Consider the following 25,319-nt stretch of genomic DNA (forward strand, 5'->3'; position numbering starts at 1 on the left):
GATAAATTATGCTTAAGATTGGTTTGACGGGCAATATAGGTTGCGGCAAAAGCAGTATTTCAAATCAGCTAGAAAAAAAAGGTCATTATATTATAGATGCTGATTTAATAACAAGAGAAATATATGCAGATGAAAATGTCATAAAAGAGATGTTGGGAAATTTTCCGGATTCTTTTGAAAATGGAAAGATATGTCGGAAAAAGCTGGGAAGTATAGTTTTTGAAGATAATGAAAAGTTAAAGCTGTTGAACTCCATAACACATAAAGCGATTAAATTAATTGTAGAGAAAAGAATAAAAGCTATTGAAGAAGATGAACGCTATAAATCAAAAGCAATTGTTATAGATGCAGCGTTACTGTATGAAGCTAATTTTTCCGATATAGTAGATAAAACAATAGTAGTATATTGTTCTCCAGAAGAACAACTGAAAAGAGTTGTTAAAAGAGACAATATTAGTGAAGAAGACGCCATTAAAAAAATCAATAGTCAAATGGATCAAAAAATAAAGATTGAAAGATCTGACTATGTAGTAGATAATTCTTATTCTAGAGAAACTTTGGAAGAGAGCATATCTGCATTGTTAAAAAAAATAGAAGAGTGGATAATAGGAAATGGAGGAAATTAAATTGAAAAATAAACGCAATATATTTGCTGTTATTTTTCTTCTTGTTCTAATAATTATCGTGTCATGTATAAATTATAAAAAAATAGAGAAAGTTTTTTACCCTATTAAATACTCAAAATATGTTGAATATTATTCACGTAAATATAATATAGATAAGTACCTGGTGTATAGTGTTATAAAGACTGAAAGTAAATTCAAAGAAAAAGCGACTTCCAACAAAGGGGCAAAAGGTTTGATGCAAATCACTGATATAACCGCTAAGTGGGCTGCGAAGGAATTGAAATTAGAAAAAGTTGACATATATGATCCTAAAACTAATATAATGATAGGGACATGGTATTTAGGAAGGTTGAAAAAAGAGTTTAAAGAAGATTTTGATTTAGTTATTCCGGCATACAATGGAGGATCTGGTAATGTTAGAAAGTGGCTTCAATCACATAATTACAGTGATGATGGAAAGAAATTAAAAGATATACCATTTAGAGAAACTTCCAACTACACCAGAAAAGTAATAGAAAATTATAAAAAATATAAAGAAATATATGAAAAGTAATTTATATTGAGTCTCTATTGCGTGTTTGAAAATATATATATTTAATTAGGAGGCTGTTATGAAAAAAAGATTAGTAATTAGTGGTATGCACTGTGAAAACTGTGCAAAAGGATTAAATGCGGTACTAACAGAAGATATAGTAGGATTAAAAGTAGAAAATATAAGTGTAGAAGATGGGTTTGCCGACATAGTAGTGGATGATGATGTATCAGACAATGAATTAAAAGCAGCTGTAGAAGAATTAGGTTTTAAGTTATTAGAAATTAAATAATTTTGTTACAAATAGTTACAAATAGTTACAAAAAACAAGGCTCAAAGTTCTTATTTCTCCTAAATATTCTTCAAATAGTTACAAAAATGAAATTAAATATTACAAAATTTTAATATTTACCTTTACAACGGTAACAAAATGATGTATTATGTGTATGTACCATAAAAAATGGACACAAATATAGATAATGAATTATTGAAATTTGACAGTAAAGAATATAAGAATATTTATGAATATAACAAAAGAAAGAATATGAGAGGTGAGAATTTAGATGAAAAAAGCAATAACAGTGTTAGGGTTAGGTGCAGCTGCAGTAGCTATATCAGTATCAAACGCTAGTGCGATGGAACAAGTAGAAACAACTGCGGACATTAATCTAAGAGAACAGCCAAGTGCGACTTCAAATAAGGTCTCCGAACTTAAAACAGGTGCAAAAATAACTGTAAAAGAAAGTCATAGCGGATGGACAAACATTCAAACTGATGATGGACAAAGCGGTTGGGTTAATGGTCATTATGTTTCGGGGAATGAAAGCAAATCTCAGACAAATGCAGATAGTAATGTTGAAAATAATAACATAAAGAGTAACGTACAGGAAAATAATACAGTTACAGAATATAAAGCTGAAAACACAGCACAAGCTGTTGGAATCGAAAGAAGTGCAGAAGAAGTTGAAGATACTACTGTTGATAATCAGCAGGAAACTACAACTAATGTAAATGCTGCTACAACTACTTCTACATCAAATGCGGTTGAAGACAACAAAGTTGTTGACGAAGCTAGTCAAGATATAGTTGTAGAAAGTAAACTTTCAGATGAAAACGCAAAAGGTGCTGAAACTAAAGATTTTTCAATTAGATCAAATGCGAAAATATCTTCAGTGCCAAAATTGAGCATTAGAAAAGGACCATCTACTTCTAATGGAGTAGTAGGATCTATTTTTACAGGAGAAATATTTGAAGTTATATCAAAATCATCTGATGGATGGTACCAAGTTTTACTAAAAGATGGTACTACAGGATGGGCAAGTGGTAAATATATTGATTTGACTACAGAAGAAGATAAGACAAATATAATAGAGTACAATGAAAATAATATAAAAACTGATGAGAACAAGAATGACACTACTGAAAATAAAGAAACAGTAAATTCTAATCAAGGAACAATCAACAGTTCAGTAGGTCTTAATGTAAGATCTGGGGCTGGTATGAATAATTCTGTTATTGGAACTCTTGCTCACAATAGTATAGTTAAAATACTTGGTGAAGAAAATGGTTGGTATAAGATAGAATTATCAAATGGTCAGACTGGTTATGTTGGAGCTAGTTATGTAAACAGATCAACTACTTCAGGTTCTACTAGTACTGATAGTGGTAAAACTAACACTGAAAGCAATAAGGAAACAAGCAACGATAAAAATAATACTACAGGAACTACTGCTACAGGAAATGCAATTGTAGATTTCGCTCAAACATTGCTTGGAACAAGATATGTTTGGGGAGGAACTACTACATCAGGATTTGACTGTTCAGGGTTTACTCAGTATGTTTATAAAAATGCTGCTGGTGTTTCTATACCAAGAGTATCTAAGGCTCAGGCTACAGCAGGTAAAGCTGTATCAATGGCGAGTATAACTGCAGGAGATTTACTATATTTTGATACTATGGGTACAGGAACTACAAGTCACGTAGGTATATATATGGGTGATGGTAAGTTTATACATGCAAGTGGAAGCGCTGCTAATCCTGAATATGTAAAGATTTCAAGCCTTTCTGAAAAGTGGGTAAAATGTTTAGGCGCAAGAAGATTCTAATAATGTAAATTCTTATATATGTATTAAACATTATATTGAAAATATTATAAGAGGTATTGATATTTCAATACCTCTTTTTTTATTGAATAAATAATTTATAAACTACAGCTATATCTTTTCAAATGTAATACGATTTTTTTAATGATCAATAAAAAAATAACAACGAATGCTATTGTAGTTAAAAAAGGGAAAAATATGCTAAATAAAAAACGTTATTTTATTAACAATTGTTAAGATTTATAGCTAAATGTAGTATACTAGTATTAAGGTAAATTTAATATTAGTTAAGAATAGGGGGTAACAGAATGAAACTCTTAACTTTCAAAGGGGGGATACATCCTCCATATGGAAAAGAGTATGCAAACAAAAAACCAATTGAAAGAGCTAAGGCTCCTGAAACAGTTTATATACCTCTTCAACAACATATTGGTGCACCAGCAAAGTGTATTGTAGAAGTTGGGGATGAAGTAAAACTGGGTCAAAAAATTGGTGAAGCTCAAGGGTTTGTATCTTCAAACATTCACTCATCAGTATCTGGGGTAGTTAAAGCTATTAAACCAAGTGGTGTTCCAGGTGGAACTTCTATGTGCGTAGTCATTGAAAATGATTTCAAAGAAGAGGTTCACGAAAGTGTAAAACCTAAAGGTGACTTAGAAAGTCTTAGTAAGGAAGACATTGTAGAAATTGTAAAAGAGGCAGGAATTGTAGGTATGGGTGGAGCTACCTTCCCTAACCATGTAAAAATTTCTCCTCCACCAGATTCAAAAGCAGAGTATGTAATACTAAATGGAGCAGAATGTGAGCCATATCTTACTGCTGATGATAGGCTAATGGTTGAAAATCCAGAAGATGTTGTGTATGGATTGAGAGCATTAATGAAAGCATTAGATGTAAAAAAAGGTTTTATAGGAATAGAAGTAAATAAACCTGAGGCAATTGCTAATGTTACTGAAGCAGCAAAATCTTTTGCTGACATTGAAGTGGTTAGCTTGCAAGTTAAATATCCAGAAGGTGCTGAAAAACAGCTTATATATGCATGTACAGGTAGAGAAGTTCCTTCAGGAGCATTACCAATTGCAGTAGGTGCAGTAGTGGATAACGTTGCAACTTCTGCAGCAATAGCTAAAGCTATAAAAGAAGGTATGCCTTTGGTTGAAAGAATCACTACAATAACAGGTCCATGTATAAAAGAACCTAAAAACTTAATAACTAAAGTTGGTACTAAGTTCAGTGAATTAGTGGAGCAATGTGGTGGAGTAAAAGAAGGAGTAACTGCAGGTAAGTTAATAGCAGGTGGACCAATGATGGGTCTTGCTCAATACACTGATGACATATCTACTAATAAGGGGTCTTCAGGTATATTAATATTAGATGAAAAAGAAGCAAAAGATCCTGAACCAATGAACTGTATCAAGTGTGGAAGGTGTACAGATGTATGTCCAGCATTCCTTCAACCATTATTTATAAGTGCTTATTCACTTAAGAATAATTTTGATGAAGCAGAAAAACATAGGGCTATGGACTGTATTGAATGTGGATCATGTTCATTTATATGTCCAGCGAGAAGACTTTTATTGCCTTCTATTAGACAGGCAAAAAGAGAAATAGGTGCCAAGAGAAGAAAAGCTGCAGCAGAAAAAAAGAAATAATAGTTAGGGGGAAAAATGATGAATAATAAACTTGTAGTATCTTCTTCACCTCATATTAGAACCAAAGAAGATACTTCGTATATAATGAAACAGGTGCTTATTGCACTTTTGCCAGCAACGATAGCAGGTGTATACTTTTTTAGAGCAAGAGGATTGATAACAATATTAGCCTGTGTAATTGGAGCTGTAGTTTCTGAATGGGCGTATTGTAAAATAACGAAGAAAAAAACAACTATTGGAGATCTTTCAGCAGTAGTAACTGGGTTGCTACTAGCTTTTAACGTGCCAGCTGGTTTACCAATTTGGATGTGTGTAGCGGGTTCTGTATTCTCAATCGTAGTTGTTAAAATGTTATTTGGTGGTATAGGATTTAACTTCCTTAACCCAGCTTTAGCAGGTAGAGCTTTTCTACTGGCTTCATTTCCAGTAGCAATGACTACTTGGATAAAACCAGGATCGAATGTAGATGCTACAACAGTAGCAACACCGTTAAGCTTTATGAAATTATCAGGAGCAGAAGGATCAACAGCAACAAAAGCTATTGAAGGTCTTCAAAGTGCAGGTATATCTATAAGTGATATGTTTATGGGGAACATAGGTGGTACAGTAGGTGAAACTTGTGCAGTATTACTTATCCTTGGAGGAGTATATCTTATATATAAGGGAATTATATCTTATGTAATGCCTGTAACTTACATAGCAATAGTAATTATACTTACTTTCTTATTAGGCGGATTTAATGTAGAGTTTGCAATATATCAAGCATTAGCAGGAGGACTACTACTAGGTGGATTCTTTATGCTTACAGATTATACTACATCTCCAATGACTGTAAAGGGACAAGTTATATATGCAGCAATAGCAGCTGTAATTGCCACTTGTATTAGACTTTTTGGTGGATACCCAGAAGGTGTGTCATATTCAATATTATTTGCGAACTGTTTAGTTCCACTAATTGATAAATATGTAAACAACAGAGTATTCGGGGAGGTGCGTAAATAATGAATAGTATAGTTAAAATGGGTGGTACATTATTTGCATTTTCAGCTGTTGCGGCACTTTTACTTGCAGGAACAAATGAAATAACTAAACCAATAATAGAACAGAGAGATTTACAAGCAAATAATGAAGCTAGAACTCAAGTCTTACCTGGATCGAAAGATTTTAAAGAAATTGACAAATCAGAGTATTCAAGCGCAAATGCTCCTACTGTAAAGGAAGTTTTTCAGGGAATAGATGGTTCGAATGAAATTGGATATACAATTAAGACAAGTCCTAAAGGTTATGGTGGAGATATCGAGTTAACTATAGGAATTAGTAAAGATGGAAAGATAATGGGAGTAAATGTAGGTAATAATACAGAAACTCCAGGGCTTGGAGCTAAGGCTGCTGATCCAGCATTTAAAGATCAGTACAAGGGCAAAGAGGTAAGCACTCCAATTGAGGTTGAAAAAAGTGGAGTCGCTAGTGGAAATAAAGTAAAAGCAATTTCTGGAGCAACTATTACATCTAACGCAGTAACTGATGGTGTAAATGAGGCTATAGAAATATACAACGCTGTAAATAAATAGGGGGGGCTGAGATGAGTAATTTAGGTAAAATATTTAAAAATGGTATAATCGATGAGAACCCTACCTTTGTGCAGGTAATAGGTATGTGTCCTACACTTGCCGTGACAAGCTCTGCAATCAATGGTATTGGTATGGGATTATCAACAGCAGTAGTGTTGGCATGTTCGAATTTAGCAATATCGCTGCTAAGAAAAATTGTTCCTGACGAGATAAGAATTCCATGTTTCGTTGTAGTTATAGCAACATTTGTTTCAATTGTACAGATGCTATTAAAGGCATATGTTCCAGCTTTAGATGCAGCTTTGGGTATATACATACCTCTAATAGTTGTAAACTGCTTAATTCTTGCAAGAGCGGAAAGTTTTGCGTTTTCAAATAAACCTCTTCCATCACTTGTAGATGGTTTTGGTATGGGCGTTGGTTTCACTCTAGGGCTTTTTGCTTTAGGTGCAGTAAGAGAAATACTTGGTGCAGGAAGCTTATTTGGTTTCGTGTTTATACCAGAAACTTTCAACACATTATTGTGTATTCTTCCTCCAGGAGCCTTTCTTACATTAGGATTCCTGATGGCTATATTTAATAAGATTACAAAGAAAAAGGCGTAAAGGGGTGTAGAGATTGAAACTAATATTATTATTTTTATACATAGTTCTTGTTAACAATGTTATTACATCTCAGTTCCTTGGTATATGTCCATTCTTAGGGGTTTCTAAGAAAACGGACACAGCTATAGGTATGGGGGTTGCAGTTACATTTGTTTTGGCATTGGCATCGGTAATGACATATTTCATACAGATGATTCTAGATTCTTTTGGTCTAGGATATCTACAGACAATAGCTTTTATACTAGTTATTGCATCGATTGTTCAGTTTGTTGAGATGGTTATTAAAAAGTCATCACCTTCTCTTTATCAGGCATTAGGGGTATATTTACCGCTAATTACTACAAACTGTGCAGTTTTAGGTATTGCGATAGTAAATATAACTCAAGGTTATAATATAGTTGAAACTCTTATAAATGGTACTGGTGCTGGTATAGGTTTCACACTAGCAATAGTAATATTTGCAGGTATAAGAGAAAGACTTGAATTAGCAGATATACAAGAGGCGTTTGAAGGATTTCCAATTACGCTTATATCAGCTAGCTTGATGTCAATAGCGTTTTTAGGATTTACAGGATTAATAAAATTATAAAGGAGGTACTAAAGAATGCTTATTATTTATGCGGTAATAGTGCTAGGAGTACTTGGTCTAATCTTTGGTATTGTCCTTGATATTGCTTCTAAAAAGTTTGCAGTTGAAGTTGATGAAAAAGAAGCAGCAGTACTTGAGGCATTACCAGGAGCTAACTGTGGTGGCTGTGGATTTCCAGGTTGTGGAGGATTAGCAGCAGCTATAGCAAAAGGAGATGCTCCAGTAAATGCTTGTCCAGTCGGAGGCGCAGTAGTTGCAGAAAAAGTTGCTACTATTATGGGTGTTGAAGCTGGATCAGGAGATAAAATAGTTGCAAACGTGAGATGTAAGGGTACTTGCGAAGCGACAAAAACAAAGTATGAATACAGTGGGATAGAAGATTGTAGAGCTGCAGCAGTTCTTATCGGAGGGCCTAAAGGTTGTTCATATGGTTGTTTAGGACTAGGTACATGCGTGCAGGTTTGTGCATTTGATGCAATACACGTTGTAGATGGTGTTGCAGTAGTAGATGAAGAAAAATGTGTAAACTGTGGTAAATGTGTAGATATTTGTCCAAAGGGGTTAATTGAACGTAAACCAGCAAATAAAGAAGTTACAGTTTTATGTAAATCAAATGATTTTGGAAAAGCTGTTAAAGATAATTGTTCAGTTGGTTGTATAGGATGTGGAATTTGTGAAAAAGAATGTCCATTTGATGCTATCATATTTGAAAATAAGTTAGCTCAAATTGATTACGATAAGTGTAAACAATGTAACAAATGTGCGATGAAGTGTCCTACAAAGGTAATTAAACCAAAAGAAAGAAAAAAACCTGCTCAAGCAGCACCAGCTAAAGATGAAAATGTAGCAAGTGTAACAGCTGAGTAAAACTTAACTAATATATAATACCGTAGAATTTATTTATAATAAGTTCTACGGTATTTTTTTGATGAATGCTTTTAGAAGATTATATAATAATTTTTGAATAACTAAATCTTAATATGCCTACTAATAATTAATAATATTAACAGCATTTAGGAGGTATTTATGAGTTATTTTAGTATAAAAGAAATGGATTATAGAGAACGACCACGTGAAAAATTAATTAATAAGGGTGTAAGATTTTTATCAAATGCAGAGTTATTGTCGATTTTAATTAGGACAGGAAATAAAAATGATGATGCTATTACTTTAAGTACAAAAATATTGTCAAAAAGCAGGCATGGAATTAGAGGACTTGAAGAGCTATCAGTTGAACAACTATGTGAAATAGAAGGTATAGGGATTTCAAAAGCAACTGTAATAAAAGCTGCTTTAGAAATTGGCAATAGAGTTTCTAGCTATAGACCAGAAAAATATAGCATAAAAAATCCTCATGATTTATATAAGTATTATATTCAAGAAATGAGATATCTAAAAAAAGAAGTATTTAAAGTAATAGTTTTAAACACAAAAAACGAAATTATAACAGATGAAGATGTATTCATAGGGACACTCAATCAGTCAATTGTACATCCGAGAGAAGTTTTTGTAGAGGCTATAAAAAGAAATGGAAATTCAATAATTCTAATGCACAATCATCCTTCAGGTAATCCTAGTCCGTCGGATGAAGATATAGACGTCACAAATAGAATGAGAGAGTGTGGAGATATATTAGGGATAAAAGTATTAGACCATATAATTATAGGAGATGGAATTTATTACAGCTTAGAAGAACATGAAAAATAAAATCAACTAACTTTTATTGCAATATTTTTATCATTTTACATATCTATTTTTTGACATAAAATATAATAAAATTATCTACTCATATGCATTTCATGTTATACTATATAAAGGTAAAATCAATTAATAGAAATAATGAAACTTGATTATATGAAAATGAATATAGGAGGATAACATGGGATTCTTTAGTAAAATTTTTGGATCAAAAGTTAATAATATAATTACAAATGATATGGGTATTGACTTGGGAACAGCCAGTACTCTTGTTTATATAAAAGGGCAAGGTATAGTAGTAGATGAACCATCTGTGGTTGCAATAAGAGAGGACAATAACGAAATTCTAGCAGTAGGTGATAAAGCAAGAAATATGATAGGTAGAACACCTGAAAATATCGTTGCGATTCATCCTGTAAAAGAAGGTGTAGTTTCTGATTTTGAAGCAACACAGGCTATGATGAGTTATTTTATACAGAAGGGATCTAAGGGTGTAGTGAGCCCAAGAATAGTGATTTGTGTTCCTTATGGAATTACAAAAGTAGAAAGAAAAGCTATAGAGGAAGCTGCTATACAGTCGGGAGCAAGAGAGGTATTTATATTAGATGAACCAATGGCTGCTGCTATAGGGGCTGGGTTGAATGTAAATGATCCTGAAGGTAATATGATAGTAGATATTGGAGGAGGAACTTCTGAAATTGCTGTTATATCTCTAGGTGGAGTGGTAGTTGCGAACTCAATTAGAATAGGTGGAGATGAGTTTGACTTGTCAATTGAGAATTTTGTCAGAAATAATTACAATATAGTAGTCGGAAAAAGAACTGCTGAAAACATAAAACTTGCTATTGGATCTGCATATCCAAGTGACAAAGAAATAGAAATGACTGTAAGCGGAAGAGATATTTTGACTGGATTACCTAGAACTATAACAATAGGTTCTACAGAAATTAGAGAAGCTCTTAGAGAAAGTATTGCCGAAGTGGTAGAGGGAATTAGAACTACACTAGAGAATACTCCGCCAGAACTAGCTTCTGATATAATGGATAAGGGAATATTCCTTACAGGAGGAGGGTCTCTTCTTAGAGGATTAGATAAATTAATACAATCAGAGACTTCTTTAGACGTAATAGTTGCGGAAAATCCTCTTCAATGCGTTGCAATGGGTGCTGGAAAAGCAATAGAAAATAAAGATATATTTCAAAGTATAGTTATGATGAATTCTGAAAGATAGTTGGTGATATACTTGAAATTAAGTAAAAATAATAGACCTAAATTTTCTATAAAGTCGATTATAGCTGGGGGTGTTGTAGTTGTGATAATAGCAGTCTCAGCTACATCACTTTTAGGCATTGATAAGTTTAACTTTGTTGAAAAAAAGGGTTTTTCACAATTATTTTATTCAGTTGGAAAGCATTTGAATAACGTGGTAGTAAATACAGGTGATTTTTTTGATGATTTTATTAGTTTTAAAAAAAATTCTGATAAGGTGGATGAACTAAAAAAAGAAAATGAAAAATTAAATAAAGAAATTATTAAATTAAAAAGTGATGAAGGAAAATTAGACTCATTAGAGGTGCTTAAGAAATCATTGAATTACGTAGATAGCAGTCAACGTAACGATATGGTGTCATCTAGAGTTATAGGCAAAAATAGTGGCAATTGGTATAAATCGTTTATCATTGACGTAGGTGCGGACAGAGGTGTTAGAAAAGATAGTATAGTATTAAACGGAGACGGAATAGTTGGTTTAGTATATAGCGTTAATAATAAGTATGCAAAAGTAATTTCACTTGTTGACTCAAGAGCATCTGTCAGTTTTAAGATATCTGGAAAAGAAGATAGTAAAGGTGTGATAACAACGTCATCAACAGTTGGAAACATAAATTTTGACGACAATGAAAAACTCCTACACGGATATTTCTTCAATTCTAATTCAGATGCGAAAAAAGGTGATACTATTGTTACCTCTGGTCTTGGAATTTATCCAGAAAATTTACCTATTGGAGAAATAACTAGTGTTACGTTAGATAAGAATAAGTCTATGAAGCTTATAACGGTAAAGCCGTATGTAGATTTCAAGAAAATAAATGATGTTAGTGTAATTTCTCCTAGAAGTGTAGAGTAGGTGATAAGATTGAAAAAAATAATACTTTTTGCAATTGGAATGGTAATAATATTTTTAGAAACTTTTTTCACTAATTTTATTAACTCATACTTTAGTGTGAATTTTCTATTGATATATATTATTTTTATATCTTTTTACATTGATAAAAAGAGTGCATTGATTCTTGGAGGAATAATTGGGCTGATGAGTGATATGGTATCAGGTGGTGTAGTTGGTATTACACCGCTATTATTTTTAGCTACTTCATATTTTATTTCAAGTATAGAGAAGTCTATATTCAAAGATAAAAGAAATATAGTTTGTTTCTTTGTACTGTTAATAAGTATAGTTTTTTCTATATTGGAAGTTGCTGTTTCGGCAATCTTTTTCAATCCTAATGCATTGCTGAGCATAGCACTAAAAGCATTAGTATTATTGCCTGTAGCAAATACTGTAGTAGCATTTTTAGCGTATACTATTTTTGAAGATAAACTGATTAAATTAAGAGAAGAATAGTGGTGAAATAAATTGAATAATAAAATTACGAAGTCAAGACTGAAAAGCATTAAAAAGGCTGTTTTGATAATTCTTGGTATTGTACTTGTAAAGGCAACATATATGAGCACAATAAAATATTCATACTATTCTGACCTGGCGAATCAAAAAGCTTATAAACGAATTAAAGTGCAGGCTCCAAGAGGAGAAATAAGGGATAGAAATGGTGTTTTATTGGCAGGGAATGAACCTCAGTTTACTGTACAAGTTTCAGGAGACACGCTTAATAAAGCCGATAAAGAAAAAAAGGGTGGAGCTAATGAGATAGCTTACTCAGTAATAAATATTTTAGAAAAAAATGAAGAAAAATATGTAGATGAATTTCCAATTGTAATTGAAAATGGAAAGTATAGTTTTACATTTGATACTAAAATAGAAAAATTCAAAAAAGAGAATAGTATTCCTAATAGTTATTCTCCGAAAGAATGTTTTTACTATATAGTTGATTCTCTAATAAAAAATGGAGTAATAGCGATTTCTGATAGGGAAATGGAACCAGCAGATTTACAATCTAAAATTAATTCTTTAGGTTACTATCCACCAGTTTTAGTTAAAAATTGGATGTTTACAGAAGAAAAAAATAAAAAAGATTGGTTAGAAAGTTATTCGCTAAGTTCAAAAGTATCTGCAAAAGATGCATTTAAAAAAATTAGAGATGAATATTATAGTATAGATAAGAATCTTTCTGACTATGAAGCTAGAAAGATTATATTGGTGAGAGATTTAATTAAATCAAAGTATTTTACTCAATACAATCCGGTAACCATAGCTAAGGGCATTAAAGAAAATACAGTTGCTCAGATTGAAGAAAATGCAATTAAATTATCTGGAATTTCCGTAGCTGTAGAACCAAAGAGAGTATATCCAATGGGAAGATTGGCTTCACATATTTTAGGATATGTAGGAAAAGTGCCTTCTACAAAAGTAAGTGATGTATCGAAAGATGGTTATACAGCGGAAAGTATTATAGGTTTATCTGGAATAGAAAGAAGTTATGAAAAAAAACTTAAAGGAACTGACGGATATAAGGAAGTAAAAGTTGACAGTGTAGGTCGTGTAATTGACGAAATGAAATCTGTTGAACCTATATCAGGAAGTAGTGCGTACTTGACTATTGATAGTAAGGTTCAAAAGACAGCGGAAGATTCTTTGGAAAAAGCAATTGATTCAGCTAGAAATTCAAAGACTTTTGTAAGTCAATTTGGAAATATAAGTGTGGGAGAGAGTGCACCTAATGCAAAGTCTGGTGCTATAGTAGCAATAGATGTGGAGAGTGGAGATGTTATATCTATGGCAAGTTTTCCTGATTATGATCCAAACAAATTTGCAGAAGGTATAAGTGCTGAAGATTATAATAACTATTTACCAAAAAATCAAAATGATTTACTAGCGCCTAATCCACTTTTGAATTTATCTACACAGGGTGCATTCCAGCCTGGTTCTACATTTAAACTTGTGACTGCAATGGCAGCACTTGAATCTGGATTAAGTCCAAATTATACAATCAATGATCCTGGTTATATAAAAATGGGAAATAGAGTTTTTGCAGATTATGTATGGCATAAAGGTAAAAAGAATCATGGAAGTGTTGACTTGTACAAGGCGATCCAAGAATCATGTAACATTTACTTTTATGTTATAGGAAGCGACAAAAACTGGATGACAGGTGAAAATTTAGACACTGGAATGGGTGCTAAGAAAATATTAGAATATGCTAAAAAGTTTGGTCTAAATGATGGTACTGGTCTTGAAAATCAACTAGAAGAACGTGATGGGAAAGTTCCAAGTGAAAAACAAAAAATTGAGAAAACAAAAATACAATTAAAAATGGCTCTTGAAAGAACTATGAGGGATCATTTTGTTGGTATTGATTATTCGAAAAATAAGGAAGAATTTGAGGAAAAAATAGGAGAAATAGTAAGCTGGATCGATGAAGCAAAAACACCTGGAAGAGTAGAAACAATGAAGAGATTAGAAGAATTAGGTGTGAAAGAAGAGTACATTCAAAGCGATGCAGATTATATGGTATACAGTTACTTTAATTTTGCTAAATGGGGAGTGGGTGACACATTTAATCTTGCGATAGGTCAAGGGGAGAATGCTTATAACCCTTCTCAAATTGTTAGATTTACAGCTGCCATTGCCAATGGAGGAAATTTAGTAAAATTAAATGTTGCAGATAAGGTAGTTGATTCTAATGGAAAAACTACAGAAACAGCTAAAAGAGAAAAAGAAAAGATAGATTTTGATGATCCTTCTAATTTGGAAATTTTAAAAGAGGGTATGCTTAGAGTTTCAAAGACTGGTCTTGCAAAACAAGCTTTTGCAAATTTCCCAGTTGATGTAGCAACAAAAACTGGTACGGCTGAAAAATCAGGTAAAATTCCTACTGACAAGGAATTTGACTATTTGAAATCTCATTTAGCTTCATATTCTGTCAAAGAAAGTGAAGTAATGGCAAAATATGAAGAGCTTAAATCAAAAAAAGAATTAGAGCTAACTAATGAAAAAATCAAAGAATTAAAAGAAAAAATCAAAGATAAAGCTACTAGCTCTGAAGATAGAGAAAAATATCAAAAAGAATTAGATGCTGGAGTAAGAGTTAAGTTAGAAAATACTGATAAAATAAATTCTTCTTATCTTAGAAAAGCTATTAAACAGTTGAATTCAAATATTTCAGATACTGATATTGATAGATTTAAGGATGATTACGGTTCTTTTGCATGGGGTATTGCATTTGCACCTGCAGATAATCCTAAGATAGCTGTGGCATGTGTTATCCCTCAGGGAGAAACAAGTTCATATGCGATGCTTCCTATTAGAGAAGTTCTTGGTCAATATTTTGGGCTAATAGATGACGACGCAGAAAATAGTGAAAAAGATGAATCTAATAATGACGAAGAAAATAAATCTAATAATAATGATAAAAACAGTGAAGAAAATGACTCTAGTTCAAAAAAATCTGACGAAAAAAAGGAAGAATATGATGATGGCGTTCAAGCTGTCCAATAGAAGTGCTTAAATGGATTTAAAGTAATTTAAAAATGAATAATAATATATTGAGGGGATGATTTATTATGAGCTTGAGTAATAGTGAAATAGTCGAATTTAAAGGAACTGGCAGAGGGTTGGTATTATATATTAATCGAGAAGCAAGTTTGGAATTAATATTTGACTTAATTTCTGTCAAGGTTATGTCATCCCCTAAATTTTTTTTAGGGGGAGTACTGACAGAGATAAGTAGTGATTATATATCACCATATCAGAAAAAACTAATTATTGAATATTTGACAGAAACATATAACATGAAATACCTTGGAACAGATGAATTTAATTTTAATAAGTTAATGAAGCAAAAGGAGTACAAGGGTGCGACGGCATTAATTAAAGCTGTAAGAACGTTATATGTAATGGACATATCAGAAGAAGAGGAAATAAACTATAACGGAAGTATTGTGGTTTTGACGACTGTACCAAGAGATGCTATAGTCAAGGCATCATGTGACATAACAGTTCTTTCAAGTACAGAAACAGAATCTGTATTAATTGCAGGTGGAAACATTACAGTAATGGGAGAAATTAGAGGGATGGTCTATGCAGGAGCATATGGTAATGATAGTGCATGTATAATAGCAAGACAATTTAATTCCGAAAAAATAGCTATATTTGACTGCATAACCGAAGATGTTGTAAGTCAAAGAAAAACATCTATGAGCAATCCTGAAGTGGCATATATTGACGAACATAAAAAAATAGTTGTGTCACAGAAAAAAGAAATCCTGTATAAATACTCTCCAGATACAATCAAAGACACTAGTTACGGTTCTTTTGATATTGGAGAGCAGGGTGTAATGATGGAAAAAAATGAATCTCTTTCGGACTTTAATTATTTAGTAAGAGATGGTGAAGATATGTATGACGAAGATCCTTATGGTGATGAATATAGTGGCGAAAAAGAATTATACGAAGAAGAATTAGAAGAAGAAAGAGAATATAATGACGGTGTATCAGAACCAAGTAAGGGGAAAATTATAAATAAGTTAAAGGATATTTTTATAGAGAAAGAAGAGGAAGATGAGGAAAATAGATTATAAGAAAAATATGAAAATAATCAAATATTTAGATTGGAAATTAATTTCTATAGTGTTTGTTATCTTTATATTTGGATTGATTATTTTGAGCAGTGCAACACACGCAAATGTAACAGGAGATTTAAAACAACTATATAAACAGATGATGGCATTTGCAATAGGAATATTATTGACTGTAATGATACTTTTATTTGATTACAACAGTATAGGAAAATATTATAAGGAAATATATATATTTAGTATACTGTTGTTAGTAATAGTATTGATTCCTGGTATAGGTAATGTTCAATTTGGTGCAAGATCTTGGATAAAAATAGGGAACTTCAACTTTCAAACTTCAGAAATAGTTAAATTAACATTTGTTTTGAGTTATGCGAAAATTTTAGATAAGTATAAATCTAGCATTAACGATATTAAAACAATTGTTAAGTTAATGTTATATGCACTTCCTTTTGGTACGCTATTATATGCTCAGCCGGATTTGGGAACGGCAATAGTATTTATATGTATGATATTTTTCATGCTTTATACTGCTGGAATAAGTAAAAAAATAGTAAGAAATACATTTTTGGCGATACTTGTAATCAGCCCAATACTTTACTTTATAATGGCACCACATCAAAAGGTTAGAATTGTAAACTTTTTTAATCCAGAGGCGAGCACGAATTATCAGACACTGCAGTCTATGATAGCAATAGGATCAGGTGGTCTTACTGGAAAAGGTCTGTATAATGGCTCACAAAATCAAGAAAATTTCTTGCCAGTAAGAGATAGTGACTTTATTTTCGCAGTAATAGGTGAAGAGCTTGGATTATTGGGAATGATATTTGTAGTGGGCATGTTTGTATTGCTAATATACAGATTATTGACAATAGCATCTAGATCAAGAAATTCTTACGGAACATTTATAGTAGCTGGGATAAGCGGAATGTTTGCATATCAAATCATACAAAATATAGGTATGACTGTTGGATTGATGCCTGTAACAGGAGTTACTCTTCCATTCGTGAGTTATGGGGGGAGTTCATTGATTACATCGATGGCTAATATAGCAATAGTACTAAATGTGTGTTTAAGAAGAAGGCGATCTAATTTTTACTCCTAGATTGATGCTTTTGACAATGAAGAGTCTTAAAAATTATAAAACTCTTAGGAGGAAAATATGAAAGAATTTATTATAGAGAGTTTTGTTAATTCAAATAAACTGGCTGTAGTTGAAAACGGAGAAATTCAAAAACTAATAATAGAAGAAAACGAAAATTATGTAAGAGTTAAAAATATATATTCTGGAGTGATAAAAAAGATTATTAAAGGAATGAAATCATGTTTTGTGGATATAGGTCAAAAAGATCCTGGATATCTTAAAATGGATGATGAATTTGATTATGTAGAAGGTGAAAAAATACTTGTTCAAGTAATTAAAGAAGAAAAAGATGAAAAGAGAGTAAAACTGACGACAGAGATATCTCTTTCGGGACCTTATATAGTATTTATTCCAACAAATAATAAAATTACTTTCTCAAATAAAATCAAAGATAAAAATGAGAGGAAGAGATTAAAAGAAATAGTATCGAATATAGACAGTGCAAACTGTGGATATATATTGAGAACAGAATCAGTAGGTAAAACTAATGAAGAGATAAGTAGGGATATATATAATCTTAAACTTAAATACAATAACATATTAAAAAAGTATAAAAGTTCATCAAAACCTATTTTAATAAGTGAACCAGAAAGTGAAATTGAAAAATTTATTCGGGATAACTTTGATGATAGTGTGGAAAAAATAATATATTCCGATGGAAAATTTGATAGAATATTAAGGGATACGGCAATATCTATTAACAGAGAATACTTGTATAAGCTGAAAAGAGAAAGTGAAGTTGATATCTTTGAAGCTTACGGTGTGAATAATAAATTGAAAAAATATTTATCCAAACGTGTATGGTTTGGAGATGGAGCAAATATTGTTATTGAAAAAACTGAGGCAATGACTGTGATTGATGTTAACTCGGGCAGATACATAGGACATAGTAATTACGAAAATACAGTTTTAAAAGTAAATATTGCTGCGGCAAAAGAAATAGCAAAGCAAATTATTATAAGAGATTTGACTGGGATGATTTTGATAGATTTTATAGATATGAGTTCTAAAGAAGATAAATATCTATTATTAAATACTTTAAATGAAAATTTATCATGTGATTCAAGATATTCAAAAGTGCATGGATTCACTAGATTAGGAATAGTTGAAATAACTCGTAGAAGAAGTGGTAAATCTATTGAAGAGTACTACAATAAAAATATATATCAAAGTCAGGATACAATTAATTCAATTGTGGATAAAATAGAAAAAAATGCTCTGCTTGCTAAATCAAATTCTCTTTACGAAAAAATTATAGTGTCTATCGATGAAAAAATATATGAAGATTTACTAAAAATTAAAAATGAGGTAATAGTGAATATTTCTGAAAAATATGGTATAGATATAGAGTTAAAAATGAATATTAAAGAGAATGATATAAAATTTGAATACATAAAAAAAAGTGTCTATTAACTATTATAGACACTTTTTTTTATAAATAACTTAGTCTTCAGGATAAGGAATAGAAATTCTTATTCCATCATAAGCTACAGTTGTATTTGCAAATATATTTTTTGCATTGTCGATAAAATCCTCTGGTTTTTCAATTGAAGGAGAAAAGTGAGTAAGTAGAAGTTTTTTTACATTTCCATTCTTAGCAAGTGTAGCAGCTTCTCTAAATAACATATGTTTGTTCTTTACAGCTTTTGATATATCGGCTTCATCTCCGTACATAGCCTCGCAAACAAATAAGTCACTTTCTCTGATAAAATCAGGAATTGAAGAAATTGGTCTAGTATCTGTAATAAAACTCACTTTAATACCTTTTCTAGAAGAACCTAGTACCATTTCTGGGTCATATTTTATATCGTCTATATAAAAAGTTTTTCCAGATTGGAGATTTTTCCATAGATATTTAGGAACACTATTTTCAAGGGCTTTGTTTACATCAAAGCTTCTGTTTCTTTTAAAATAAAGGCTGTAACCTAAGCATTCTGTAGAATGTTTTAGAGCTATAGTAGAAATTTCTATTTCATTAAATATTTCTTCATCAATTGAAAAAGGACCACCAGGATTTTCTATTATACGCAATCTATACGGCAATCCTTCCCATAAAACCATCATAGCTGAAATTGCTTTTTTTATTCCAACAGGTCCAACTATAGTAAGTATATTTCTTTTTTCAGCATTTCCCATTGTAGATAGAAGCCCTAAAAGTCCATTTATATGATCACCATGAAGATGTGTAATTAGAATTAAGTCGATATCTTTAAAACCGCACCCTAGTGTTTTCATGGATACTTGTGTACCTTCACCACAATCAATTAATATCTTTTTGCCCTTATAGTTTATAAACATGCTAGAGCAAAATCTTTTGTGGGAGGGAACATTTCCACCGGTTCCAATCATCGTAATATTGACCATTTTATCACCTACCATTTATAATTTAATATTTAAATTCTTTAATAAACATCATATATTTATTATTTTTATAACAAGAAAATATTAGCTACTTCTTATTTTTTGGTTCTTAAATTTTAATGACATTTTAAAAAATATACATATTATTATACCACAATAAATGCCCATATACACAAAAGGCTTTGTCACTACTAGGTATTGATAATATGAGAAGTTAGTACTTAGTAAGAAATATGTGAAATTATCTCTATATAAAGGGAGGTATTATTAAAACTATAATTATAATATAATTATTAGAAATAAAAATAAAGTGAATTAAATGTTAATTACCTCTAAATGTGATATAATTTATCAGAAAGGTAGTGATTGTATGCCAAAGATAACGTCAATTAAGTATCAAAAAAATGGTAAAAGAGTTAATTTATATGTTGATGAAGAATATTTAATTTCATTCAATGCTGAATTAGTATATAAATATAATTTAAACAAAGGTGAAGACATAGATACTGACAAAATCACCCAATTGATAAAGCAAGATGACTATGATAAAGCCAAGATGAAAGCCCTTAATTATATTTCGAGAACTCAAAAATCTGAAAAAAAAATAAGAGAAAAACTATTGAAAGAATATGATATAGAAATTGTTGATAAAGTGATAGATTTTATGAAAAAATACTCCTTTGTAGATGACTCTACTTTTGCTCACCAGTTAGTAAACAATGGGATGAATTACAAAAAAGTAGGCAAAAAGAAAATACAGCAAGATCTTTATTTAAAGGGAATAGGAAAAGAAGATAGAGAATCTGCTATGGAGAGTATAGATGATGACATAGAGCTTGAAAATGCAATTTATCTAGCTGAAAAAAGAAAAAATAGGATAAAAACAGAAGATAAAAATATACTGAAAAATAAATTGTTTCAGCATCTAGCGTATAAAGGGTTCGACTATAGCACTATCAATAAAGCTATTAGATGTGTACTTGAAAATTCATATTGATGTAAGGGGGCTATTTATGAAGACTATAATACTTCTAGTAATAAGCGTAGTAGTAAGTATATACAATATTGTATCGCTGTATTTGGATGAAAGGATATAGCATTTTATTAATGGACTTATATTTATAGCTGTGATAAAATGAAAATATCATTTCTTTTGAAGGGAATATATAACATGTTGATAGAAGAGAGACTTAAATTGTCTCATGTTAAAAATAAAAATAAGATTAAGTCATTTAAAAAATCAAAAAAAAGCATGAAGCTAGGAATTATGGGAGGAACATTTAATCCTATTCATAACGCTCATTTAGCTACAGCGGAATTTATAAGAGATAAGTATTCTTTAGATAAGGTAGTTTTTGTTCCAACTGGTGATCCACCTCATAAAAAGAATCTATTGGACAAAATGCATAGGTATAATATGGCTGTGTTGTCTACTTTTAAAAATGATGATTTTTTTGTTTCCGATTATGAAATATGTCAAACCGAAAAGGAAACTTTTACGGTGGATACATTGAAATATTTTACAGAACAATATCCAAATGAGGAAATGTATTTTATAACTGGATCAGATGCAATTAATCAAATTGAGACATGGAAAGATTTTGAAGAAAATTTCAAATTGGCAAAGTTTATTGCTGCAATAAGACCAGGAATTAACTTACTGGAAACTCAAGAGAATATTGAAAATTTTAGAGATATATATGGAGCGTATATAGATATGGTATATGTACCATCGCTTGAAATATCATCGACATATATTAGAAATAGAAAAAAAAGGGATAGAAGTATAAAATATTTAGTACCTAGTAGGGTGGAAGAATATATTAGCAAGCATAATTTGTATGGAGGTGTTAATGGTAGATGAATAAATCTGCTATGATAGAAAAACTCAAGGATTATCTACCGGAGAAGAGAATAAAACATTCTTTAAATGTAGCAAAAGCTGCAATAAAAATATCAGAACAAACGGGTTGTGATAAAGAGAAAGCCGAGATAGCAAGTATACTACATGATGCAGCAAAATATGTAAAGCTTGCAGATGTACAATCTTATTGTGATAAATATAATATTGTATTAGATGATATGGAAAAAAAGAGCACAGCATTATCTCATAGTATACTAGGAGCATATATTGCAAAATATGAATTTGGTGTAGATGATGAAGAAATATTAAACGCAATTAGATATCATACTACTGGTAAGCCGAATATGACTCCTTTGGAGGAAACTATTTATTTATCAGATTTGATAGAAGAAGGAAGAAATTATCCGGGAGTGGATTCATTAAGAGAGTTAGCATATTCAGGAAAAATAGATGAAGCCCTTGCTAATTTATTGGATAGTTCTATAATAAATGTCTTGAAGAAGAAGGCAGTTTTGCATTTGAGATCAGTAGAGGCAAGGAACTATTATGTTGAGAAAGTAAAAAAAATGGAAAAAGCAGCTAGTTTGGAAAGGAAGTAATATAATATGATAACAGTAGAAGAAATGGTAAAAGTTGTATATGAAGCAATTGAGGATAAACTAGGTAGAGATACTTCAATATTAAATGTTGGAGAAGTATCTAGTATATGTGATTACTTTATAATTACATCAGCGGCATCACCAAGACAGGTAAAAGCAATAGCCGATAGCGTTGAAGAAGCTATGACAGAAGTTGGGATAGAACCTAGAGGAAAAGAAGGAAGAGAAACTCAAAACTGGATTTTGCTTGATTATGGTGATATCATGGTGCATGTATTTGACGAAGAAAACAGAGTTTTTTACAATTTAGAAAAATTATGGAAAGATGCTCCTAATATTGATATTGATGAATTAGAAGTAGTAGATTATGAGGATATAAAATTAAAAGCGGAGAGTGCTCAACAGTAATTTTATAGAGTAACTTAATAATAATATAATTAAGTGTTTTATATTGACAATTTAAAAGTCTGTGTGGTAGTATAAGACAATAATATATATGGTCGGAGTAGTAGAAATATATGGAATTACAGAGAGTTATCGGTGCTGAAAGATAGCATTTCATTTTTTTTGAACTTGCCGAGAAAAACCATATACCGTAGTTGGTTTAAAGACTGATCCGAGAGAGCTGACGAAGTTGGCTAATTAGGGTGGTACCGCGAGAATATCTCGTCCCTAAACATTATGTTTAGAGACGAGTTTTTTTATTGATTTTTTTAGGAGGTTTAATATGAGTATATATAATTTTAAAGAAATAGAAAAAAAATGGCAAAAAGCATGGGATACAAGTGGCCAATATAATACGGACACAAGTGACAAAAGCAAGCCTACATATTATTGTTTGGAGATGTTTCCATATCCTTCAGGTAAAATACATATGGGACATGTAAGAAATTATTCTATAGGAGATGTAGTAGCTAGATTTAAGAAAATGGAAGGATATAATGTGTTGCATCCAATGGGGTGGGATTCATTTGGACTTCCTGCAGAAAATGCGGCTATAAAAAATGGAGTTCATCCACAAAAATGGACAATGTCTAATATAGAAGAAATGAGAGAACAACTTAAACTGTTAGGATTTAGCTATGATTGGAATAAAGAAATAGCAACTTCTTCACCTGAATATTATAAGTGGACTCAAAAGATATTTTTAGATTTTTATAATCAAGGACTTGCTTATAAGAAAAAATCATTTGTAAACTGGTGTCCTTCATGTGAGACTGTACTTGCCAATGAACAGGTAGTTCAAGGGGAATGTGAAAGATGTTCAACAACTGTTGTAAAGAAAAAATTGGAACAATGGTATTTTAAGACAACAGAGTTCTCTGAAGATCTTTTAAATGATTTAGATATGTTAGATCAGTGGCCTGAAAAAGTAAAGGCAATGCAAAAAAACTGGATTGGAAAAAGTCATGGAGCAAATGTCACTTTTAAAGTAGATGATATGGATAAGGATATTACCGTATATACAACAAGACCGGATACTATATTTGGTAGTACTTTTATGGTATTAGCTCCTGAATCAGATCTTGCTAGAGAGTTAGTCAAGGGGACTGAATACGAAGAAACTCTTGAAAAGTTTTTGTCTAAAATGAATGCGTTGACAGAAATAGAGAGAGAATCTACTGAAATAGAAAAAGAAGGAGAATATATTGGTAGAAGTGTAATAAATCCTCTTACGGGAAAGAAAATGCCAATATGGATTGCGAATTATATATTAGCAGACTATGGAACTGGTGCAGTAATGGGAGTTCCCGCTCATGATGATAGAGATAATGAATTTGCATCAAAATATGAATTAGAAATTGTACCTGTAATCGATGAAGACGATAAAATGATAAATTCTGGCGAGTTTAACGGAATGAATAAAGACGAAGCATTTGATTCAATAGTAGAAAAATTAAAAGATCAGGGTAGAGGTCAAAAGACTACAAACTATAGATTGAGAGACTGGTTAATATCTAGACAGAGATATTGGGGTTGCCCAATTCCTATTGTATATTGTGATGATTGTGGAATAGTCGGAGTCGAAGAAGATCAACTACCAGTATTGCTTCCTACAGATGTAGAGTTTACAGGTAAAGGGGAATCACCTCTATTGACTTCAGATACTTTTATGAATTGTGATTGTCCAAAATGTGGAAAACCAGCAAGAAGAGAAGCAGATACAATGGATACATTTGTTGACTCATCTTGGTATTATATGAGATACGTAGATAATAAAAATACAGATAAAGCATTTGATTCTGAATTAGTTGATAGATGGCTTCCAGTAGACCAATATATAGGCGGTGTTGAACACGCTATACTACATTTATTGTATGCTAGATGGTTTACAAAAGCTTTCAATAAAATGGGATTAACAAAAGTAAAAGAACCGTTTAAAAATCTTTTGACGCAAGGAATGGTATTGATGGATGGCGCAAAGATGTCAAAGTCAAAGGGGAATACTATCTCTCCTCTTGAAATAATTGAACAATATGGAGCTGATACTGCTAGATTATTTATACTTTTTGCTGCTCCTGTGGAAAGAGATCTTGATTGGTCGGAACAAGGCGTAGAAGGTTGCTTTAAATTCTTGAACAGGGTATATAGATTGGTAGACGAACTAAAAGATGTAAAAGGAGATACAAATTTAGATAATCTATCAAAGGAAGATAAGGAAATGAGAGCCAAGGTACACTCTACGCTAAAGAAAGTAACTGATGATTTGAGTGTTAGATTTGGATTTAACACAGCAATTTCAGCGTTGATGGAATTGGTAAATGAACTTTATAAATACAAAGAACTTGATAGTAAAAAAGACTTCATAATAAGAGAAGCAATAGAGACTATCGTTGTAATAATATCTCCTTTTGCTCCACATATAGGTGAAGAACTTTGGGAAATGATAGGTAAAGAAGGTAGTATATTCAGTATAGACTGGCCAAAATTTGATGAGAAAGCCCTTGAATTAGACCAAGTGGAAGTAGTTGTTCAAGTAAATGGCAAACTAAGAGGTAAAATAAATGTATCTCCTAATGTATCTCAAGAAGAAATGAAAGAAATTGCACTTGAAGATACTAAAATAAAGGAAGCTTTGTCAGGTAAGAACATTGTAAAGGTAATTGCTATACCTACAAAATTAGTTAATATTGTTGCTAAATAAAGTTTGGTAAAAATATATTAAAAAATTAGCAAATATATGTTAAATAAAGATAGCTTGGGGGTATATTACAAAATAGAGAGT

Annotated in this window: 24 protein-coding genes and 1 other annotated feature; of the genes, 23 read left to right on the top strand and 1 reads right to left on the bottom strand. The window is 31.4% G+C overall.

All coding sequences use genetic code 11. The features are described from left to right. Window positions 1-8 precede the first annotated feature (8 nt). The 18 genes from coaE (at window position 9) to C0982_RS02380 (ending at window position 18,682) form a co-directional block, all read left to right on the top strand. Window positions 9-626 (top strand): dephospho-CoA kinase, encoded by a 618-nt coding sequence (gene coaE / locus C0982_RS02290; RefSeq protein WP_101772606.1) that lies wholly within the window; start codon window positions 9-11, stop codon window positions 624-626. A gap of 1 nt (window position 627) precedes the next feature. Then, window positions 628-1,179, top strand: coding sequence for a lytic transglycosylase domain-containing protein (locus C0982_RS02295; RefSeq protein ID WP_330399758.1), 552 nt, complete (start codon window positions 628-630; stop codon window positions 1,177-1,179). A 58-nt stretch (window positions 1,180-1,237) separates the two neighbouring features. Further along, entirely contained in the window at window positions 1,238-1,450 is a 213-nt protein-coding gene (locus C0982_RS02300) for a heavy-metal-associated domain-containing protein (RefSeq protein ID WP_101772608.1), read from the top strand. A gap of 271 nt (window positions 1,451-1,721) precedes the next feature. Further along, complete coding sequence (locus C0982_RS02310; RefSeq protein ID WP_242961472.1) at window positions 1,722-3,263, top strand: C40 family peptidase; 1,542 nt, start codon at window positions 1,722-1,724, stop codon at window positions 3,261-3,263. Between the two features lie 305 nt (window positions 3,264-3,568). After that, window positions 3,569-4,912, top strand: coding sequence for an electron transport complex subunit RsxC (rsxC, locus tag C0982_RS02315; RefSeq protein ID WP_101772609.1), 1,344 nt, complete (start codon window positions 3,569-3,571; stop codon window positions 4,910-4,912). Window positions 4,913-4,930: 18 nt separating this feature from the next. Further along, window positions 4,931-5,914 carry an RnfABCDGE type electron transport complex subunit D gene (locus C0982_RS02320; protein ID WP_180946845.1) on the top strand — a complete coding sequence of 328 codons (984 nt, stop codon included), beginning with the start codon at window positions 4,931-4,933 and terminating at the stop codon, window positions 5,912-5,914. Beyond that, the gene (locus C0982_RS02325) at window positions 5,914-6,483 is read left to right on the top strand and encodes an RnfABCDGE type electron transport complex subunit G (protein ID WP_101772611.1); all 570 of its coding nucleotides are present in this window, start codon (window positions 5,914-5,916) and stop codon (window positions 6,481-6,483) included. Before C0982_RS02320 ends, C0982_RS02325 begins: the two co-directional genes overlap by 1 nt. 11 nt (window positions 6,484-6,494) lie before the next feature. Continuing rightward, entirely contained in the window at window positions 6,495-7,088 is a 594-nt protein-coding gene (gene rsxE, locus C0982_RS02330) for an electron transport complex subunit RsxE (RefSeq protein WP_101772612.1), read from the top strand. A 13-nt stretch (window positions 7,089-7,101) separates the two neighbouring features. Beyond that, the gene (rsxA, locus tag C0982_RS02335; protein WP_101772613.1) at window positions 7,102-7,677 is read left to right on the top strand and encodes an electron transport complex subunit RsxA; all 576 of its coding nucleotides are present in this window, start codon (window positions 7,102-7,104) and stop codon (window positions 7,675-7,677) included. Between the two features lie 15 nt (window positions 7,678-7,692). Further along, a complete protein-coding gene (gene rnfB, locus C0982_RS02340; protein ID WP_101772614.1) occupies window positions 7,693-8,544 on the top strand; it encodes an RnfABCDGE type electron transport complex subunit B in 852 nt (283 codons plus the stop codon). Between the two features lie 159 nt (window positions 8,545-8,703). Further along, window positions 8,704-9,384, top strand: a complete 681-nt coding sequence (gene radC, locus C0982_RS02345) for a RadC family protein (protein ID WP_242961474.1) — start codon at window positions 8,704-8,706, stop codon at window positions 9,382-9,384. Window positions 9,385-9,556: 172 nt separating this feature from the next. Continuing rightward, window positions 9,557-10,606 (top strand): rod shape-determining protein, encoded by a 1,050-nt coding sequence (gene mreB, locus C0982_RS02350; protein ID WP_101772615.1) that lies wholly within the window; start codon window positions 9,557-9,559, stop codon window positions 10,604-10,606. A 3-nt stretch (window positions 10,607-10,609) separates the two neighbouring features. Further along, window positions 10,610-11,500, top strand: coding sequence for a rod shape-determining protein MreC (mreC, locus tag C0982_RS02355; protein ID WP_242961476.1), 891 nt, complete (start codon window positions 10,610-10,612; stop codon window positions 11,498-11,500). Then, window positions 11,501-11,995 (top strand): rod shape-determining protein MreD, encoded by a 495-nt coding sequence (mreD, locus tag C0982_RS02360; protein WP_242961478.1) that lies wholly within the window; start codon window positions 11,501-11,503, stop codon window positions 11,993-11,995. A 12-nt stretch (window positions 11,996-12,007) separates the two neighbouring features. Next, on the top strand, window positions 12,008-15,046 hold the full coding sequence (locus C0982_RS02365) for a penicillin-binding transpeptidase domain-containing protein (protein ID WP_242961479.1): 3,039 nt from the start codon (window positions 12,008-12,010) through the stop codon (window positions 15,044-15,046). Between the two features lie 65 nt (window positions 15,047-15,111). After that, window positions 15,112-16,128: a septum site-determining protein MinC gene (locus C0982_RS02370; protein ID WP_101772618.1), complete on the top strand. Its 1,017-nt coding sequence runs from the start codon at window positions 15,112-15,114 to the stop codon at window positions 16,126-16,128. Next, window positions 16,109-17,230: a rod shape-determining protein RodA gene (rodA, locus tag C0982_RS02375; RefSeq protein WP_101772619.1), complete on the top strand. Its 1,122-nt coding sequence runs from the start codon at window positions 16,109-16,111 to the stop codon at window positions 17,228-17,230. The genes C0982_RS02370 and rodA overlap by 20 nt, the downstream gene beginning before the upstream one ends. Before the next feature lie 57 nt (window positions 17,231-17,287). Next, window positions 17,288-18,682, top strand: a complete 1,395-nt coding sequence (locus C0982_RS02380; protein ID WP_101772620.1) for a ribonuclease E/G — start codon at window positions 17,288-17,290, stop codon at window positions 18,680-18,682. Window positions 18,683-18,712: 30 nt separating this feature from the next. Here the strand turns inward: C0982_RS02380 and C0982_RS02385 are convergent, their stop codons facing one another. Further along, the gene (locus C0982_RS02385) at window positions 18,713-19,633 is read right to left on the bottom strand and encodes a ribonuclease Z (protein ID WP_101772621.1); all 921 of its coding nucleotides are present in this window, start codon (window positions 19,631-19,633) and stop codon (window positions 18,713-18,715) included. A 367-nt stretch (window positions 19,634-20,000) separates the two neighbouring features. Here C0982_RS02385 and C0982_RS02390 point away from each other — a divergent pair, with 367 nt between their 5' ends. The 5 genes from C0982_RS02390 to leuS all read left to right on the top strand — a co-directional run bounded on the left by C0982_RS02390 (window position 20,001) and on the right by leuS (window position 25,238). After that, entirely contained in the window at window positions 20,001-20,627 is a 627-nt protein-coding gene (locus C0982_RS02390) for a regulatory protein RecX (protein WP_101772622.1), read from the top strand. A 174-nt stretch (window positions 20,628-20,801) separates the two neighbouring features. Then, the gene (gene nadD, locus C0982_RS02395) at window positions 20,802-21,494 is read left to right on the top strand and encodes a nicotinate-nucleotide adenylyltransferase (RefSeq protein WP_101772623.1); all 693 of its coding nucleotides are present in this window, start codon (window positions 20,802-20,804) and stop codon (window positions 21,492-21,494) included. Continuing rightward, window positions 21,491-22,093 (top strand): bis(5'-nucleosyl)-tetraphosphatase (symmetrical) YqeK, encoded by a 603-nt coding sequence (yqeK, locus tag C0982_RS02400; RefSeq protein WP_101772624.1) that lies wholly within the window; start codon window positions 21,491-21,493, stop codon window positions 22,091-22,093. Before nadD ends, yqeK begins: the two co-directional genes overlap by 4 nt. Window positions 22,094-22,102: 9 nt before the next feature. Beyond that, window positions 22,103-22,501, top strand: coding sequence for a ribosome silencing factor (gene rsfS, locus C0982_RS02405; RefSeq protein ID WP_101773204.1), 399 nt, complete (start codon window positions 22,103-22,105; stop codon window positions 22,499-22,501). A gap of 79 nt (window positions 22,502-22,580) precedes the next feature. Beyond that, window positions 22,581-22,770 (top strand) — a binding site (T-box leader). A 50-nt stretch (window positions 22,771-22,820) separates the two neighbouring features. After that, window positions 22,821-25,238: a leucine--tRNA ligase gene (gene leuS, locus C0982_RS02410; protein ID WP_101772625.1), complete on the top strand. Its 2,418-nt coding sequence runs from the start codon at window positions 22,821-22,823 to the stop codon at window positions 25,236-25,238. The last annotated feature ends 81 nt before the right edge of the window (window positions 25,239-25,319 follow it).

Origin of the sequence: Peptostreptococcus faecalis (assembly GCF_900240845.1) — a bacterium.
GTDB lineage: Bacteria > Bacillota > Clostridia > Peptostreptococcales > Peptostreptococcaceae > Peptostreptococcus > Peptostreptococcus faecalis.

Excerpts from the sequence above, each read along its gene's own strand:
- rodA (WP_101772619.1), top strand. The coding sequence starts at position 16,109 with ATGAGGAAAATAGATTATAAGAAAAATATGAAAATAATCAAATATTTA.
- C0982_RS02310 (WP_242961472.1), top strand. The coding sequence starts at position 1,722 with ATGAAAAAAGCAATAACAGTGTTAGGGTTAGGTGCAGCTGCAGTAGCT.
- C0982_RS02325 (WP_101772611.1), top strand. The coding sequence starts at position 5,914 with ATGAATAGTATAGTTAAAATGGGTGGTACATTATTTGCATTTTCAGCT.
- C0982_RS02380 (WP_101772620.1), top strand. The coding sequence starts at position 17,288 with ATGAAAGAATTTATTATAGAGAGTTTTGTTAATTCAAATAAACTGGCT.
- coaE (WP_101772606.1), top strand. The coding sequence starts at position 9 with ATGCTTAAGATTGGTTTGACGGGCAATATAGGTTGCGGCAAAAGCAGT.
- rsxC (WP_101772609.1), top strand. The coding sequence starts at position 3,569 with ATGAAACTCTTAACTTTCAAAGGGGGGATACATCCTCCATATGGAAAA.
- yqeK (WP_101772624.1), top strand. The coding sequence starts at position 21,491 with ATGAATAAATCTGCTATGATAGAAAAACTCAAGGATTATCTACCGGAG.
- nadD (WP_101772623.1), top strand. The coding sequence starts at position 20,802 with ATGTTGATAGAAGAGAGACTTAAATTGTCTCATGTTAAAAATAAAAAT.
- mreB (WP_101772615.1), top strand. The coding sequence starts at position 9,557 with ATGGGATTCTTTAGTAAAATTTTTGGATCAAAAGTTAATAATATAATT.
- rnfB (WP_101772614.1), top strand. The coding sequence starts at position 7,693 with ATGCTTATTATTTATGCGGTAATAGTGCTAGGAGTACTTGGTCTAATC.
- C0982_RS02385 (WP_101772621.1), bottom strand. The coding sequence starts at position 19,633 with ATGGTCAATATTACGATGATTGGAACCGGTGGAAATGTTCCCTCCCAC.
- C0982_RS02370 (WP_101772618.1), top strand. The coding sequence starts at position 15,112 with ATGAGCTTGAGTAATAGTGAAATAGTCGAATTTAAAGGAACTGGCAGA.
- C0982_RS02390 (WP_101772622.1), top strand. The coding sequence starts at position 20,001 with ATGCCAAAGATAACGTCAATTAAGTATCAAAAAAATGGTAAAAGAGTT.
- rsxE (WP_101772612.1), top strand. The coding sequence starts at position 6,495 with ATGAGTAATTTAGGTAAAATATTTAAAAATGGTATAATCGATGAGAAC.
- C0982_RS02300 (WP_101772608.1), top strand. The coding sequence starts at position 1,238 with ATGAAAAAAAGATTAGTAATTAGTGGTATGCACTGTGAAAACTGTGCA.
- radC (WP_242961474.1), top strand. The coding sequence starts at position 8,704 with ATGAGTTATTTTAGTATAAAAGAAATGGATTATAGAGAACGACCACGT.
- leuS (WP_101772625.1), top strand. The coding sequence starts at position 22,821 with ATGAGTATATATAATTTTAAAGAAATAGAAAAAAAATGGCAAAAAGCA.
- C0982_RS02320 (WP_180946845.1), top strand. The coding sequence starts at position 4,931 with ATGAATAATAAACTTGTAGTATCTTCTTCACCTCATATTAGAACCAAA.